Consider the following 14,011-nt stretch of genomic DNA (forward strand, 5'->3'; position numbering starts at 1 on the left):
CCCATGACCTCCTTCAGCCGCCTCTCCGCCACCGCCACCGTCGGCACGATCTTCGTGCTGTGCGGCACCGCCATCGCGGACGACTACCCCACCAGCGCCGGGCCGGTCACGCAGCCGATCTACAAGTGCGGCAACGGCTCGTACTCGCACGCAGCGTGCGCGGGCGGCGTGCAGATGGGCGGCGCGCGCGTGACGCGCACGTTCGACAAGCACACGCCGCCGCCGCAGGACCGCGCCCGGCAGGTCGCGCGCGCCGTGCTGCCGCCCGAAACTCGCGAGAAGTGCGCGGACCTGGAATCGCACATCCGCGCCGGCGAGGCGAGCCTTCGCGCCAAGGGCGCGCCGCCGACGGAGAAGGAAGAGGGCGACATGGCGATCCTGCGCGTGCAGTACCGCGAGCTGCGCTGCTGAAGACGTCTTAGCTTGACCGGGTCACCCGCCCCCAGCGCTCGTTCCCCAACCAGTCCCGGAACGCCACGCTCCCGGCCAGCGTGAGCTTCAAGGTGCGCGAGCCCGGCTTCTGCAGGAGCCAGCCGCGCTGCAGGCAATGCGAGCAGAGCAGGGCGCCGAGGCGGCCGGCCAGGTGCATGCGGCGTTCGCCCCAGTCCAGGCAAGGACGGCACGCCGGGCGCTTGCCGCCGTCCGGCGCTTCGATCGCCCCCAGATCCAGTCCCAGCTTCGCAAGCGACCGCGGCGCGCGATCGGTGACCACGGCCGTGTCGTCCTCCACGACCACGGCGCGGTCGTCGACCAGGCGATCCGCGATCGCCACCGCGATGACGCCCGCGAGGTGGTCGTAGCAAGTGCGGGCCAGGCGCATGTCCGGATCGCGCGGCCCGGTAGCGATGCGCGGCACGGGCTGCGTGCGCGCGGACAGCTGCATCAGGCTCTCGACCACGCGCGCGACGTCGGCCGACGCCAGCCGGTGGTAGCGGTGGCGCCCCTGCTGCTCCATGCGCAGCAGGCCGCCTTCGACGAGCAAGGACAGGTGCCGGCTGGCCGTCGCGGGTGTGACGTTCGCCACCGTCGCGAGCTCGTGCGCCGTCAGCGCGCGGCCATCCATCAGCGCCAGCAGCATGCCCGCGCGCGCCGGCTCGCCGACGAGGCCGGCGACACGGGCGAGCTGGTTCGGGGTCATGCAGGCAGTGTGCCGCAGGCGCGGGAGGGGACGCTTCGTTCGGGAGCGAAGCGATGAGGGAGGACCCAGCCGGAAGATGGAAGCGATGGGTTCCCGCCTCCGCGGGAACGACGGATTTCGTCATCGCCGCGAAGGCGGGGATCCACCGCTTCCGCGTTCTTCGAAAGGCGCCATGCAAGTCACCTGCTTCATCCGCTACCAGATCGACCCGTTCCAGCGCGACGCGTTCCGCGAGTACGCGCAGGCGTGGGGCCGCATCATTCCCCGCTGCGGCGGGCAACTGCTCGGCTACTTCCTGCCGCACGAGGGCACGAACGACGTCGCCTGGGGCTTGATCGGCCTCGACAGCCTCGCGGCCTACGAGGCGTACCGCGCGCGGCTGAAGGACGACCCGGAAGGCCGTGCGAACTTCGAGATGGCGCAGCAGCGGCGCTTCATCCTGCGCGAGGAGCGCACGTGGTGCACGCTCGTGGCCGGCACGTCCTGCATCGCGCCGGCACAGGCCACGCGCTAGCGATCGGCAGCGTCCTGCGGATCGGGAGCGATGACCGTGGTGCGCCCGAACTCGGTGACGTCCGGCGAGAACTCGGTCGGCTCCCCCGTCGGCGACGCGACGTCTTCGCCCGGGCGCAGCGCATAGGCGAGCAGGCCGCTGATCAGCGCCAGGCCGGCCACCCACGGCAGCACCGCGCGGCAGCCGTGCGCGAACGCCTGCACGTCCTCGTCGGGCGAGCCGCGCAACAACAGCGACAGCAGGAAGAGCAGCAGCGCGAGCCCAGCCAGCGCGATGCATGCGATGCGGAAATGGCCGGAATAGGAGCGGGGCATGGGGTGGTCGGGGCTGCCGCGCGAGTCTAGGCCCATGGCCGTTCCTTGTCATTGCGGGCTTGACCGCGATCGACGGTCGAACAGGCATGGATTCCGGCTTTCGCCGGAATGACAACCTCCCGTGCTTGTCATTGCGCGCTTGACCCGCAATCCATGGTCGACCAGGCATGGATTCCGGCTTTCGCCGGAATGACAAACGCTCCCGGTAGAGCTCCCCCCGCGTTTGACTCGACAGCGCCCGCATCCGCATAGTGGCCGCGCCGTGCACGCAACGGCGCGGCGACAAAACAAGGAGACAAGCGATGCGTGTGATGCGATTCCTGGTCGCGCTGGCGCTGCTGGCCTGCGCCCTCGCCGCCAGGGCGGCCGACTACCCCGCGCCGAAGGACGGGACCTTCGTCCTCAAGGACTTCCGCTTCCACACCGGGCAGGTGCTGCCCGAGGTGCGGATGCACTACCTGACCATCGGTGATCCGAAGAACGAGCCGGTCCTGCTGCTGCACGGCACTGCCGGCAGCGCGCGATCGATGCTCACGCCGGCCTTCGCCGGCGAGTTATACGGCGCCGGGCAGCCGCTCGATGCCGGCAAGTACTTCCTGATCATCCCGGACAACCTCGGGCACGGGCAGTCGACCAAGCCGTCCGACGGCATGCGCGCGAGCTTCCCCAGGTACAACTACGAGGACATGGTCGACGCGCAGTACCGCCTGGTGAAGGAAGGCCTGGGCATCAAGCACCTGCGCCTCGTGATGGGCAACAGCATGGGCGGCATGCACACCTGGATCTGGGGCAGCAAGTACGCGGGCGAGATGGACGCGCTGGTGCCGATGGCCTGCCAGCCCAGCGAGATGAGCAGCCGCAACTGGATCCTGCGCCGTCTGATCACCGACTCCATCACCAACGATCCGGAGTGGAACGGCGGCAACTACACCAGGCAGCCGAAGAGCGCGCAGTTCGCTTCGACGTTCTTCGCGTTCGCCACCAGCGGCGGCGACCAGTCGCTATACCGCCAGGCGCCGACGCGCGAGAAGGCGGATGCGCTGCTCGACGCACGCCTGAAGGCGCCGTTCCCGGCGGACGCCAACGACGTGCTGTACCAATGGGCTTCGTCCGGCGACTACAACGCCTCGCCCGGGCTGGAGAAGATCCAGGCCCAGCTGCTCGCCATCAACGCCGCCGACGATGAGCGCAACCCGATCTCCACCGGCATCATGGACCGCGAGATGAAGCGCGTGAAGAACGGCCGCTACTACCTCATCCCCGCGAGCGACCAGACCGCCGGCCACGGCACCACCGGCAGCGCCAAGTGGTACAGCAAGCAGTTGGGTGAATTCCTGCGCGGGTTGCCTCGGCGGGCGGACTGAGCGCCTTGTCATTCCGACGAAGGCCGGAATCCATGCCGGATCGAGCATGGATTGCACTGGGCGCCGCCGCTAGCGCGCCCCCAGTTCCAGCTTCAACGGCACCCTGCGCCCGTCGGCCCGCGCGGCCGACGGTGCAGCGACCGTGACGCGGTCCGCATCGGCGCCCGCGGTGCGCAGCGCCTCGGGCCGGGCCACGGGAACCCATCGGGTGACACGATGTGTCCGGCTCGCCGAACCCGGACCTGGCTTGCCATCCTGGCCGAAGCCGCACACGATCGCGTCGTGATCCGCCCCCACGTCCGCGAAGCCGGCACCGGCCCCACCGTGGTGTGCCTGCACTCCAACGCCAGCCACGCGGGCCAATGGCGCGGATTGATGGACATGCTGGCGGATGCGTTCCGCGTCATGGCCGTCGATTCGTATGGCTCCGGCAAGACGCCGGATTGGTCGTCGGCCACGCAGATCACGCTCGAGGACGAGGTGCAGCTGATCGAACCGCTGCTCGAGGGCGGCGTGCACCTGGTCGGACACTCGTACGGCGCGGCGATCGCGTTCAAGGCCGCGCTGATGCATCCCGCGCTGGTGCGCAGCCTGGCGGTGTACGAGCCGACGCTGTTCTCGCTCGTCGACCGCGACACGTCGCCGCCGAACGGCACGGAGGGCATCAAGAGCGCGGTGCGCAGCGCTGCGGACTGCCTGGACCGTGGCGATGCCGAAGGCGCGGCCCGCGCCTTCATCGACTTCTGGATGGGCCCGGGCAGCTTCGACGCCATGCCGGCCGAGCGACGGCCAGCCATCGTCGAGTCCTGCCGCAACGTGCGCCGCTGGGCGCACGCGCTGATGACCGAACCCGCGACCCTGGACGACCTGCGCCCGCTGCGCATCCCGGTGCTCTACATGGTGGGCGCCCGCTCGCCCGAATCGTCGCGCTGTGTCGCCGACCGGCTCGTGCCCGCCCTGCCGAACGTGCGGCGCGTCGACCTGTCCAAGCTCGGCCACATGGCGCCGGTCACGCACCCGGCGCCCGTCAACGAGCAGATCGCCGCGTTCCTGCGGTCGCTCTGACGGGCCTTGTCATTCCGGCGAAAGCCGGAATCCATGCCTGATCGAGCACGGATTGCGGGTCGAGCCCGCAATGACAAAGGCGACGAGCGGCTGTCGATTCCCGCCGCTCTCGTTCGTCGTGCAGATGTGGGCGGACGAAACACCGCCCCATCCAACCTCAAGGAGACCGACATGCGATTCATGGTGATGGTGAAGGCGACGAAGGACAGCGAAGCGGGCGTGCTGCCCCGGCCCGAGGATTTCGCGGCGATGGGTGCGTTCAACGAGCAGCTGGTGAAAGCCGGCGTGATGGAAGCGGGCGAAGGCTTGCATCCGAGTTCGCGCGGCGCGCGCGTCGCGTTCTCCGGCAAGGACCGGCGCGTCATCGATGGCCCGTTCGCGGAAACCAAGGAGCTGGTCGCCGGCTTCTGGATCTGGAAGTGCGAGTCGCTGGACGAAGCGATTGCGTGGGTGAAGAAGTGCCCGAACCCGATGCCCGGCGATTCCGAGATCGAGATCCGGCAGATCTACGCGGCCGAGGACTTCGGCGACGCGTTCACGCCAGAGTTGCGCGAGCAGGAAGAGCGGCTGCGGCAGGAGATGGAATCGCGGCACTGACGCACCCCGGGGTGGCCCACCCCTCATTCGCGGGGGACCCACCGTTTGGGTGGTGGGACGACCGCGTGTTTGCATGCATCCTCCGCGCGCCACGACGTTGTGGCACGAATCACAGGAGCAGTCATGCAGTCACGAACGCAGTGGAGCGCGTTGGTCCGCATCCTCGTCCTCGCAGCCAGCGCCGCCCTGGCGGCTTGCGGCGGCGGGGGCGGGGACGACGCCATCGCCGATGCCGGCGCCCCGGCCACGGGCACGCCATCGACCGACACCACCGGCACGCCCGGCACCACCACCAACACGGGCGGCGGCACGACCACCACGCCGACGCCGGCCGGCGTCGCGCAGCTGGGCACGCAGGCCATCGAGCCGAACCAGATCACGGTGTCGGGCACCAGGGCCTTCTTCATCGGCCGCGACGGCAGCATCAACCACAACCAGCTGTGGGTCACCGACGGAACCATCGACGGCACGAAGCTCGTGCGCGAGATCAGCGGCGGATCGATCCAGTCGGTCACGGCGTTCAGCGGTGGCGTCTTCTTCGTCGGCTCCGACGCGACGGCTTCCGGCGCGCTGTGGTTCTCCGACGGCACCAACGCCGGCACGAAGCTGCTGAAGGACATCACCACCGCCACGTCGGAGAACATCTCCATGGTCGGGGTGTACGGCAACCGCCTGTACTTCACGGCCAATGACGGGAACGGGCGCGAGCTGTGGACGAGCGACGGCACGGCCGGGGGCACGTACATGGTGGCCAACATCAACCCGAACCCGGCCGGCACCAACCCGAACGCCGACACGACCGTCAAGGCGGGTGCGTTCTTCAACGGCAAGTTCTACTTCTACGCCTGGTACTACCAGCCGAACACCTTCACTGCCTACGCGCAGCTCTATGCGACCACCGGCGCGCAGGGAGACCTGGCCCAGCTGACGACCAACACCGTCAGCGACAGCGTGCTGCTGGACTTCGACATGGAGGTCTACAAGGGCCAGCTGTACTTCACGTGGCAGTCGGCGGCGAACGGGATCGAACTCTGGCGCACCGACGGCACGATCGCCGGCACGCAGCCGTTCTTCGATTTCGTGCCTGGCAACGGGAACAGCTACCCGTCGCACTTCCACGTCATCAACGACAAGCTGGTGCTCTTCGCCTATGAGCCGGGTGTCGGTTCCCAGCAGTCGATGTGGTCCACCGACGGCACGGCGGCCGGCACGCAGGTGGTCAAGAGTGTCGACCTCGGCCCGAACGCGAATGCGATGGTGCCCATGAACGGCCTCTGGTACTTCCCCGGCCGCGCGCTGGGAGGCCCCAATCCCTTCACGCTGTGGGTCACCGATGGCACGACCGCGGGGACCAAGGAGGTCAGTGCCGTGGTTCGCCCCGACGCCAACGACTTCGAACGCAAGGCAGTCGTCGTCGCCGGCAACAAGCTCGTGTTCATGGGGACGGATGGCACCAATGGCTTCGAGCCTTGGGTGACCGACGGCACGGGCGCGGGGACGCTGATGTTGAAGAACATCAACCCGACCTCGGGCAGCTACACCGCCACCGTCGGTGCGGGCTACGTCGTCGCCCACAACGGCAAGGCGTACTTCGTCGCCGCGCCAGCGCTCAACGACTTCCACCTGTGGGAGACCGACGGGACGACGGCCGGCACCGTGGAAGTGAAGCCCGCGAACGCGACGACGACCGTCAACCCGGTGGGCCAGGACGGCTTCGGCATCAAGGTCCCCAACCCGGTGCCGGTGCTCGTGAACGGGACGCTCGTGTACCGCGCGCAGTTCACGACCACCGAAGGACGCCTCTGGAAGCTCTGACGGCGGCGCGTCCCTGAAGCCCCTGCGGGTGGAGGCACCCGCAGGGGCTTCGTCGCGCTTGTCCTACGCGGCGGCCGAGCACCGCCTCGCCTTGTCATTCCGGCGAAAGCCGGAATCCATGCGCGGCAAGCCACAGTGCTGCGCCGACCGCAGCGAGGTGCAGCACCACGCAAGTCCAGTAGACGGCCAGAAACTCCTGCTTGCTCGACTTGTGGCGCAGCACCTGCTGCGCGACATGAGCCAACGGCCACCCGCCGGCGAGGCTCCACAGGTGCAGCGTCGCCTCGGGCGTCCGCCAACGGCCGATCTCGGCCGCGTGCTTGTCCTGCCAGTAGGCGAAGAAGGTCGCGAGATTGACGAGCACCGCGACAGCCAGGGTCCACCACGGGATCAACCGGCTCCAGACTGCCCAACCGATCGCTGCTGCGTAGGCGACGGCCAGGAGCAGCAGGAGTCCGCTGATCTCGATGGGCGCCGACCGCGTCGGCCGGGATCGCGGTGACCTGCTGCGGGCTGGCGATGCATCGCCAGGAAGATGCACGGCGACCGCCCGCGGGCCTTTCCCGCCGACGTGGATCACGTCGAACATCACCTTCACACCTTCTTGCGGCGTGAAGGATGCGCCTCGGCGCATGTCGCGGATGTGAAAGAAGACGTCGGCGCTGCTGCTCGCGCTGCGGATGAAACCGAAGCCCCGTGCGGCATCCCACCGGACGATGGATCCTTGGGCTTTCACGCTGTCGCCTTCATTGCCATCGTCGTCTTGCAACGTGGATAAGAGGCGCACCCCCAGAATTTCGCGCCTCCGTTGCGCTTCGTTCGTTCGACCAACTTCGTTCCGCAACTGGCGCACGTCGGCCGCCAGTACTCGCCTTCGTAGGCGTGCTGGAGCAACGCTTCCTGCTGCTCCGGCGTGCGCTTCGCGATCAGTGCCAGCAGGTCGTCGCCGTCGAGGGTGTGGATGTTGTTCGCCTTCGCGAACTCCATTGCATCCTTCGTGAAGATCCCCGAGGTGGCGAACGTCCCTCGCGCCAGCTTGTGCGAGGTCATCACGCCGAGCAACTCGCGGACCTCCTTCACGCCCACCGGCTTGTTGGACCAGTGCTTGCACTGGACGATCGTGACTGGCCCGACGGCATTGCGGGAATGCAGCCAGATGTCGACACCGCCATCCGCTCCGTGGGATTGGGTCTTCGCCTCGAAACCGGCCTGCGCGAACAGTTGGGCGCAGAGCGTCTCGAACCGCTTCCACTCGATGTCATCTAGCACTTGGGCGGACCAGGCTCGTGCGGGCACGGGGACTTGGGCGGCATCGTCAGCTCGATTGACCAGCCGTTTTCCTGGTGCCGCCGCGACGTTGGGAAAGGACTCCGGATCCTTCGCTGCTCGATTGGGGACCGAAGTCAGCTGGTCTTTCGGCCGGGCGAGATGGCCGATCACCCACAACAGACCCGCGAGCGCGAGGGCGTAGAGGACTGGTGTCCGAAACCCGAGGGCCACACCTCGCAGCATCGGGTTCGTGGATCCACCCAGCAGCAGAGACGCGCCGAACAACGCGCCTGACATGACCATCAAGTTGACGGCCTTGTCCTTGATGAATCCGGAGAAATGCTTCTGCTTCGGCGTTCTGCGCGCCATGGTCCTGCCTCCCTCGACTTTCCCTGGAGTCTAGAGGGCCACCCCAGCAGCAGCCAAACCGGGACAGGCCACCCGTTGGCCCCGTCCGACACCCGCCGCCCCAGCCCACCGACAGCCCAGCGGCTCCCTGCGCCGGATGGTCGCGTTGATGCCTGCCTTTCCCCGCATCGAGGACCACGCCTTGCTCGGCGACGGCGAGACCACCGCGCTGGTCGATCGCAGCGGCGCCGTGGACTGGCTGTGCTGGCCGCGCGTGGACAGCGAAGCGGTGTTCTGCGCGCTGCTGGGCACCGAGGACAACGGCTTCTGGCGCATCGCCCCGCTCGATGTCGACGCGAAGGTCTCGCGCCGGTACCGGGAAGGCACCCTCGTGCTGGAGACGCGCTTCGACACGCCGCAAGGCAGCATCGAAGTGGTCGATGCGCTGCCGGTGAGCGACGGCGACCGCCACCTGGTGCGGCTCGTGCGAGGCCTGCGCGGCCGTGTGTCGGTACGCAGCGAACTCGTCATGCGCCTCGCTTACGGGCTCACCAAGCCCTGGGTCACGCACGGCGAGGGCATGTTGTGCGCCGTCGGTGGCGAGAACCGCCTCGTCCTGCGCGGCCCCGTCAAGCATTCGGGCCGCGACTTCCGCAGCTTCGGCGACTTCGAGGTGGGCGCCGGCGAGGAGGTCGCCTTCGACCTGAGCTACGGCCTCTCGTACGAGGGCATCACCGCGGGCCTGGATGTCCACGCCGCGCTGGAAAGCACCACGCAACACTGGCGCGACTGGATCGCGAAGGCGAGGCTCAACGGGTCGTACACCGACATCGTCCGGCGGTCGCTGCTCACGTTGAAGGCGCTGACCAATTCGCGCACCGGCGGCATCGTCGCGGCGGCGACCACGTCGCTGCCCGAGCACCCGGGCGGCACGCGCAACTGGGACTACCGCTACTGCTGGGTGCGCGACTCGACGCTCACGCTGATGGCGCTGCTGCAGACCGGCTTCGTCGACGAGGCACGCGCATGGCGCGACTGGCTGCTGCGTGCCTGCGCCGGCTCGCCGGCCGACATGCAGATCATGTACGGGGTCGGCGGCGAGCGCCTGCTGCCCGAGTGGGAGGTGGACTGGCTGCCCGGCCATGGCGGCGCGCAGCCGGTGCGCATCGGCAACGCAGCGTCGGGACAGCGGCAGCTGGACATCTTCGGCGAGGTCGCGGACGTGATGTTCCAGTCGGTGGTGGCCGGCCACCAGCCGGACCCGGAAGGCCTGCACCGCGGCCTGGCGTTGATGCGCCATGTGGCGACCATCTGGCGCGATCCCGACTACGGCATGTGGGAGGTGCGCGGCGAGCCGCGCCACTTCACGCACTCGAAGGTGATGGCCTGGGTGGCGGTGGACCGCTTCGTGCGGCTCGTCGAGGACCTGCGCGCGGACGTCGACCTGGAGCCCTGGCGCGCGCTGCGCACCGAGATCCATGACTGGATCTGCACGCATTGCATGGACGCGGAAGGCCACCACTTCGTGCAGCACGCGGGCGCGCACGGCCAGGTCCTGGACGCGGCCTTGCTGATGCTGCCGCTGGTGGGTTTCCTGCCCGCGCAGGACCCGCGCATGCGAGCAACCGTCGACGCGATCGAGCACCACCTGGTGCAGGACGGACTGGTCTGCCGCTACGTCACCGACCCCGCGCTCGACGGCTTGCCGCCGGGGGAGGGTGCCTTCGTCGCGTGCAGCTTCTGGCTGGTCGACAACCTGGTGCTGCAGGGGCGCGTGGACGAGGCACGCGCGCTGTACGAGCGGCTCATCGCGCTGTGCAACGACGTCGGGCTGCTGTCCGAGGAATACGAGCCCATCGGCCGCTGCATGCTGGGCAACTTCCCGCAAGCGTTCAGCCACGTGGGGATCGTGAACTCTGCGCTGAACTTGCAGCGCGCGAGTGGCCCGGCCAGGCAGCGCGCGGATCCGGACCGCTGATGAAGCAAAGGCGGAAGCGGTGAGTCCCCGCCTGCGGGGGGACGACGGGAGCTCGTCATTCCCGCGAAGGCGGGTGTCCACCGCTTCCATCTTCCTGCTCCTACACGGCGTCCGCCGCCGCATGCGCACGATCCTGCCCAACAAGGAAGTCCGCCATGTCGCTCAGCCGTGTCCGCACCGCCATCGCCGCCGCCACCGTGTCTCTCCTTGCCGCCTGTGGCGGCGGCGGTGGCGACGAAACGCCGGTCGGCAGCGCACCCGCGCCGACGCCGCCGTCTGCCTCAGCCGCCCCCATCACGCGCCTGGTCGTCGCCGGCGACAGCCTGGCCGACGTCGGCACCTTCGGCTTGAAGGCGACCGTGCAGAGCGCGTCGAATCCGGCCGGCTACCCGATCTATCCGGAAGTCGTCTCGCAGCAGCTCGGGACCGGGGCGCTGTGCAGCTACTTCACGAGCAGCGACGAGGGCGGCTCGTTCGCCACGCGACCGGCATGCACGAACTTCGCCGTCGCGGGCGCCGACATCGTGAACCCCGTCGTGCGCGACGGGGACGATTCGCCGTTCTCGCTGAAGAAGCAGCTCGAGTCCGCGCTGTCCGCGAACGGCGGCGCGTGGAAGCCCGGCGACCTGCTCGTCATGGACGCAGGCGCCAACGACGCGGCCGGCCTGGCCGACACCTACCTGGGCGCGCAACGCGGAGGTGCGACCGACAAGCTCGTGTTCGCCGCACTGCTCGGGCAGCAGCTGAGTGGCTCCACCATCGACAACGCGCTGTCGCAACCCAATGGCGGCAGCGTCGCGGCCACCCTGTACATGCAACAGTTGGCGCGCACGTGGTGGGCGATGGTGAAGGCGAACGCGCTGGACCAGGGCGCCACGCGCGTGGTGCTGGTCAACATCCCGGACATCACGCTCACGCCGCGCTTGCGCGACGTCGTGGCGGGCGCAGCGACCGACCTGGGCGCGGGCGGCGCCGCCGACTTCCAGGCCGCGGTGCGCGGTTGGATCACGACCTTCAACAGCGAACTCGCCGCGCAGGCTGCGGGCGACTCGCGGGTCGTGATCGTCGACTACTTCGGTGAGTTCACCGCCGAAGTGGCGGGAGCGCCGGCGGCCGGCCTGACCAACACGACGCAGGCGGCCTGCCCGGCCACCGTGGACTTCCCGCAATGCACGGACGCCGCACTCGATGCCGCGCCGCCCGCGGGCGCAGTGGCGGGCTGGTGGAAGACCTGGCTGTTCTCCGACCGCTTCCACCCGTCGCCGCGCGGGCACGAGCTGCTGGGGGCGGCCGTGCTGCGGGCGATCCAGGCCGCGGGCTGGCGCTGAGGCGCCGCCCGCCGGGCTGCTTATTTCGACGAGCTGCTGCTGGCCGAGGAACCGCCGGACGACTTGTCCGACGAGCCGCCAGCGCCCATGCTGGTGGACTGCTTCTCTTCGGCCTTGGCCTTCTCGACGTCGACTTCGGCCTGCGCGTGCTTCACCTGCGCTTCCTTCTCGCAGATCGTCTTCTCCGATCCCTTCTGCGTGCCGCACTGCGCCTTGGCCGACTTCAGGTCGGCATCGGCCTGCTTCTGCATCTGCTTGGACTTGGCTTCGCCCGAGCTGGACTTCGACGAGCCGGAGCTCGGCGAACTGGAGGTCGCGGTCTGCCCGCCCGAGCTGCCCATCGCGCTGGAGCTGCCGCTGCCGGTCGACGACGATTGCGCGCTGGGGCTGCTGCTGCCCGACGAGCCGCTGCTGCCGGAGGATTGCGCAAGGGCCGTACCGCCGAAGGCGAGGGCGATGCTGGCGGCGAGGGTGAGGACTGTGGTTCGCATGGAGGGTCTCCTGGTGTGCTTGGAACGGACCGACCAGTAGACGGGGGGCGCCGGGGGTTGTCTGTAGGGCGAGGGGCCGGATGCTTTCGCGGGATGGCTTCTGTCGGGCAGGCACGGAACAGCCTCGGCCCGTCGTCCCCGCGAAGGCGCGGACCTGTCGCTTCCATCGGGACTCGCGAAGAAAGCCGGAAGCGGTGGATTCCCGCCTTCGCGGGAATGACGGGGTTGGCGGGAAATGCCGTCGTCCCCGCGGAGGCGGTTTCGTCGTCCCCGCGGAGGCGGGGACCCACCGCTTCCTGTCGGCTGACCCTCAATCCCCCGAGTCGTCCAGCACCCGCACCTTCACGTTGCGCCCCTTCACCTTCCCTGCGTTCAGTCGCGCAGCCACCTGCTGCGCGATGCCGCGCTCGACGGCGACGTAGGTCGAGAATTCGTTGACGTCGATCTTGCCGACCTGCTCGCGCGTGTAGCCGAGGTCCTTGGTCAGCGCGCCCAGCACGTCGCCGGGGCGGATCTTTTCCTTGCGGCCGCCTTGCAGGTGCAGCGTGGCCATCGGCGGGAGCAGGTGGTCGCGATTCGCCGGCGTGAGTTCCTTCAGCGGATGCCACTCACTTTCCTTGCCCTGCAACTGCTCGATGCGGCCGACCGCGCCCATCTCGTCCATGCTCGCCAGGTTCAGCGCGAGGCCGCTCTCGCCCGCACGGCCGGTCCGGCCGATGCGGTGGATGTGCACTTCGGGGTCGGGCGTGACGTCGACGTTGAGCACGCAGTCGAGGCCTTCGATGTCCAGGCCTCGCGCCGCGACGTCGGTGGCGACGAGCACCGAACAACTACGGTTGGCGAACCGCACCAGCACCTGGTCGCGATCGCGCTGCTCCAGGTCACCGTGCAGGGCGAGCGCCACGATGCCTTGCCGCTGCAGCCACGCGGCCACTTCGCGCACGCGCAGCTTGGTGTTGCAGAAGGCGAGGGTGCTCGCCGGGCGGAAGTGGTCCAGCAGGCGGCCCACGGCGTCGACGCGGTCGTTGTCCTCGATCTCGTACCAGCGCTGCTCGATCACGGCGCTGGCGTGCTGCGACTCCACCTTCACCGTGACCGGGTCGCGCATGAAGCGCGCCGCGAGCTTCATGATGCCGTCCGGGAAGGTGGCGGAGAACAGCAGCGTCTGGCGCGTGCTGGGGCATTGCATCCCGACCTTCACGACGTCGTCGGCGAACCCCATGTCCAGCATGCGATCCGCCTCGTCCAGCACCAGGGTGTTGAGCGCGTCCAGCTGCAGGTTGCCGCGGTCCAGCAGGTCGAGCACGCGGCCGGGCGTGCCGACGACGATGTGCGCGCCATGCTCCAGCGTCGCGATCTGGCCGCGTGAAGGCACGCCGCCCGTGACGGTGACGACCTTGATGTTGTCCTCGGCGCGCGCCAGCCGCCGCACTTCGGCCGTCACCTGGTCCGCGAGTTCGCGCGTGGGGCACAGCACCAGCGACTGCACGGCGAACCGGCGTGCGTTGAGGTTCGCCAGCAGCGTGAGCGCGAAGGCAGCCGTCTTGCCGCTGCCCGTCTTGGCCTGCGCGATGAGGTCCTTGCCCAGCAGCGCTGGCGGCAGCGCAGCCGCCTGGATGGCGGTCATCTCGGTGTAGCCGAGCCGCTGCAGGTTGGCGACGGTGGCGGGGGAAAGGGGGAGGGAGGAGAAGGCGGTCGACTCGGCGGGCATGCCGCATTGTCCCTGCCAACCCAGGGAGCCGGGGTCAGGACGATCAAAGCGGTGGGTCCCCGCCTCCGCGGGGACGACG

The 14,011-nt window shown here is 69.0% G+C and carries 14 protein-coding genes; 8 read left to right on the forward strand and 6 right to left on the reverse strand.

Features of this window, described 5'->3' with window-relative positions; translation table 11 throughout:
* Positions 1-3: 3 nt before the first annotated feature.
* Positions 4-411, forward strand: coding sequence for a hypothetical protein (locus I8E28_RS09180; protein ID WP_200787680.1), 408 nt, complete (start codon positions 4-6; stop codon positions 409-411).
* A gap of 7 nt (positions 412-418) precedes the next feature.
* Here the strand turns inward: I8E28_RS09180 and I8E28_RS09185 are convergent, their stop codons facing one another.
* A complete protein-coding gene (locus I8E28_RS09185) occupies positions 419-1,138 on the reverse strand; it encodes an ArsR/SmtB family transcription factor (RefSeq protein ID WP_200787681.1) in 720 nt (239 codons plus the stop codon).
* Positions 1,139-1,310: 172 nt separating this feature from the next.
* On the opposite strand from I8E28_RS09185, the gene I8E28_RS09190 reads away from it, so the two are divergent.
* Positions 1,311-1,652 (forward strand): NIPSNAP family protein, encoded by a 342-nt coding sequence (locus I8E28_RS09190; RefSeq protein ID WP_200787682.1) that lies wholly within the window; start codon positions 1,311-1,313, stop codon positions 1,650-1,652.
* Here I8E28_RS09190 and I8E28_RS09195 read toward each other — a convergent pair.
* Positions 1,649-2,002 carry a hypothetical protein gene (locus I8E28_RS09195; RefSeq protein ID WP_200787683.1) on the reverse strand — a complete coding sequence of 118 codons (354 nt, stop codon included), beginning with the start codon at positions 2,000-2,002 and terminating at the stop codon, positions 1,649-1,651. The two genes, I8E28_RS09190 and I8E28_RS09195, sit on opposite strands and share 4 nt — an antisense overlap.
* Before the next feature lie 266 nt (positions 2,003-2,268).
* On the opposite strand from I8E28_RS09195, the gene I8E28_RS09200 reads away from it, so the two are divergent.
* The 4 genes from I8E28_RS09200 to I8E28_RS09215 all read left to right on the forward strand — a co-directional run bounded on the left by I8E28_RS09200 (position 2,269) and on the right by I8E28_RS09215 (position 6,807).
* The gene (locus I8E28_RS09200) at positions 2,269-3,330 is read left to right on the forward strand and encodes an alpha/beta fold hydrolase (protein WP_200787684.1); all 1,062 of its coding nucleotides are present in this window, start codon (positions 2,269-2,271) and stop codon (positions 3,328-3,330) included.
* Positions 3,331-3,612: 282 nt separating this feature from the next.
* Entirely contained in the window at positions 3,613-4,395 is a 783-nt protein-coding gene (locus I8E28_RS09205) for an alpha/beta fold hydrolase (RefSeq protein ID WP_338050751.1), read from the forward strand.
* 171 nt (positions 4,396-4,566) lie between these two features.
* Positions 4,567-4,992, forward strand: coding sequence for a YciI family protein (locus tag I8E28_RS09210; RefSeq protein WP_200787686.1), 426 nt, complete (start codon positions 4,567-4,569; stop codon positions 4,990-4,992).
* Positions 4,993-5,115: 123 nt separating this feature from the next.
* Entirely contained in the window at positions 5,116-6,807 is a 1,692-nt protein-coding gene (locus I8E28_RS09215; RefSeq protein WP_200787687.1) for an ELWxxDGT repeat protein, read from the forward strand.
* 94 nt (positions 6,808-6,901) lie between these two features.
* Here I8E28_RS09215 and I8E28_RS09220 read toward each other — a convergent pair whose 3' ends face one another.
* Positions 6,902-7,576: a cold shock and DUF1294 domain-containing protein gene (locus tag I8E28_RS09220; protein ID WP_207794007.1), complete on the reverse strand. Its 675-nt coding sequence runs from the start codon at positions 7,574-7,576 to the stop codon at positions 6,902-6,904.
* Entirely contained in the window at positions 7,540-8,445 is a 906-nt protein-coding gene (locus tag I8E28_RS09225; RefSeq protein ID WP_200787688.1) for a restriction endonuclease, read from the reverse strand. The genes I8E28_RS09220 and I8E28_RS09225 overlap by 37 nt, the downstream gene beginning before the upstream one ends.
* A gap of 148 nt (positions 8,446-8,593) precedes the next feature.
* On the opposite strand from I8E28_RS09225, the gene I8E28_RS09230 reads away from it, so the two are divergent.
* Together I8E28_RS09230 and I8E28_RS09235 are read left to right on the forward strand one after the other, a co-directional pair.
* On the forward strand, positions 8,594-10,402 hold the full coding sequence (locus I8E28_RS09230; protein ID WP_200787689.1) for a glycoside hydrolase family 15 protein: 1,809 nt from the start codon (positions 8,594-8,596) through the stop codon (positions 10,400-10,402).
* Positions 10,403-10,557: 155 nt separating this feature from the next.
* A complete protein-coding gene (locus I8E28_RS09235) occupies positions 10,558-11,730 on the forward strand; it encodes an SGNH/GDSL hydrolase family protein (RefSeq protein WP_200787690.1) in 1,173 nt (390 codons plus the stop codon).
* A 20-nt stretch (positions 11,731-11,750) separates the two neighbouring features.
* Here the strand turns inward: I8E28_RS09235 and I8E28_RS09240 are convergent, their stop codons facing one another.
* Both I8E28_RS09240 and dbpA read right to left on the reverse strand, forming a co-directional pair.
* A complete protein-coding gene (locus tag I8E28_RS09240; protein WP_200787691.1) occupies positions 11,751-12,221 on the reverse strand; it encodes a hypothetical protein in 471 nt (156 codons plus the stop codon).
* Positions 12,222-12,531: 310 nt separating this feature from the next.
* Complete coding sequence (gene dbpA / locus I8E28_RS09245; protein ID WP_200787692.1) at positions 12,532-13,932, reverse strand: ATP-dependent RNA helicase DbpA; 1,401 nt, start codon at positions 13,930-13,932, stop codon at positions 12,532-12,534.
* Between the last annotated feature and the right edge of the window lie 79 nt (positions 13,933-14,011).

This window comes from Ramlibacter algicola, from assembly GCF_016641735.1.
Classification (GTDB): domain Bacteria; phylum Pseudomonadota; class Gammaproteobacteria; order Burkholderiales; family Burkholderiaceae_C; genus Ramlibacter; species Ramlibacter algicola.

Bases quoted from the DNA above. Each gene is read 5' to 3' on its own strand.
- I8E28_RS09180 (WP_200787680.1), top strand. From the start codon at position 4: ATGACCTCCTTCAGCCGCCTCTCCGCCACCGCCACCGTCGGCACGATC.
- I8E28_RS09185 (WP_200787681.1), bottom strand. From the start codon at position 1,138: ATGACCCCGAACCAGCTCGCCCGTGTCGCCGGCCTCGTCGGCGAGCCG.
- I8E28_RS09190 (WP_200787682.1), top strand. From the start codon at position 1,311: ATGCAAGTCACCTGCTTCATCCGCTACCAGATCGACCCGTTCCAGCGC.
- I8E28_RS09195 (WP_200787683.1), bottom strand. From the start codon at position 2,002: ATGGGCCTAGACTCGCGCGGCAGCCCCGACCACCCCATGCCCCGCTCC.
- I8E28_RS09200 (WP_200787684.1), top strand. From the start codon at position 2,269: ATGCGTGTGATGCGATTCCTGGTCGCGCTGGCGCTGCTGGCCTGCGCC.
- I8E28_RS09210 (WP_200787686.1), top strand. From the start codon at position 4,567: ATGCGATTCATGGTGATGGTGAAGGCGACGAAGGACAGCGAAGCGGGC.
- I8E28_RS09215 (WP_200787687.1), top strand. From the start codon at position 5,116: ATGCAGTCACGAACGCAGTGGAGCGCGTTGGTCCGCATCCTCGTCCTC.
- I8E28_RS09225 (WP_200787688.1), bottom strand. From the start codon at position 8,445: ATGGCGCGCAGAACGCCGAAGCAGAAGCATTTCTCCGGATTCATCAAG.
- I8E28_RS09230 (WP_200787689.1), top strand. From the start codon at position 8,594: ATGCCTGCCTTTCCCCGCATCGAGGACCACGCCTTGCTCGGCGACGGC.
- I8E28_RS09235 (WP_200787690.1), top strand. From the start codon at position 10,558: ATGTCGCTCAGCCGTGTCCGCACCGCCATCGCCGCCGCCACCGTGTCT.
- I8E28_RS09240 (WP_200787691.1), bottom strand. From the start codon at position 12,221: ATGCGAACCACAGTCCTCACCCTCGCCGCCAGCATCGCCCTCGCCTTC.
- dbpA (WP_200787692.1), bottom strand. From the start codon at position 13,932: ATGCCCGCCGAGTCGACCGCCTTCTCCTCCCTCCCCCTTTCCCCCGCC.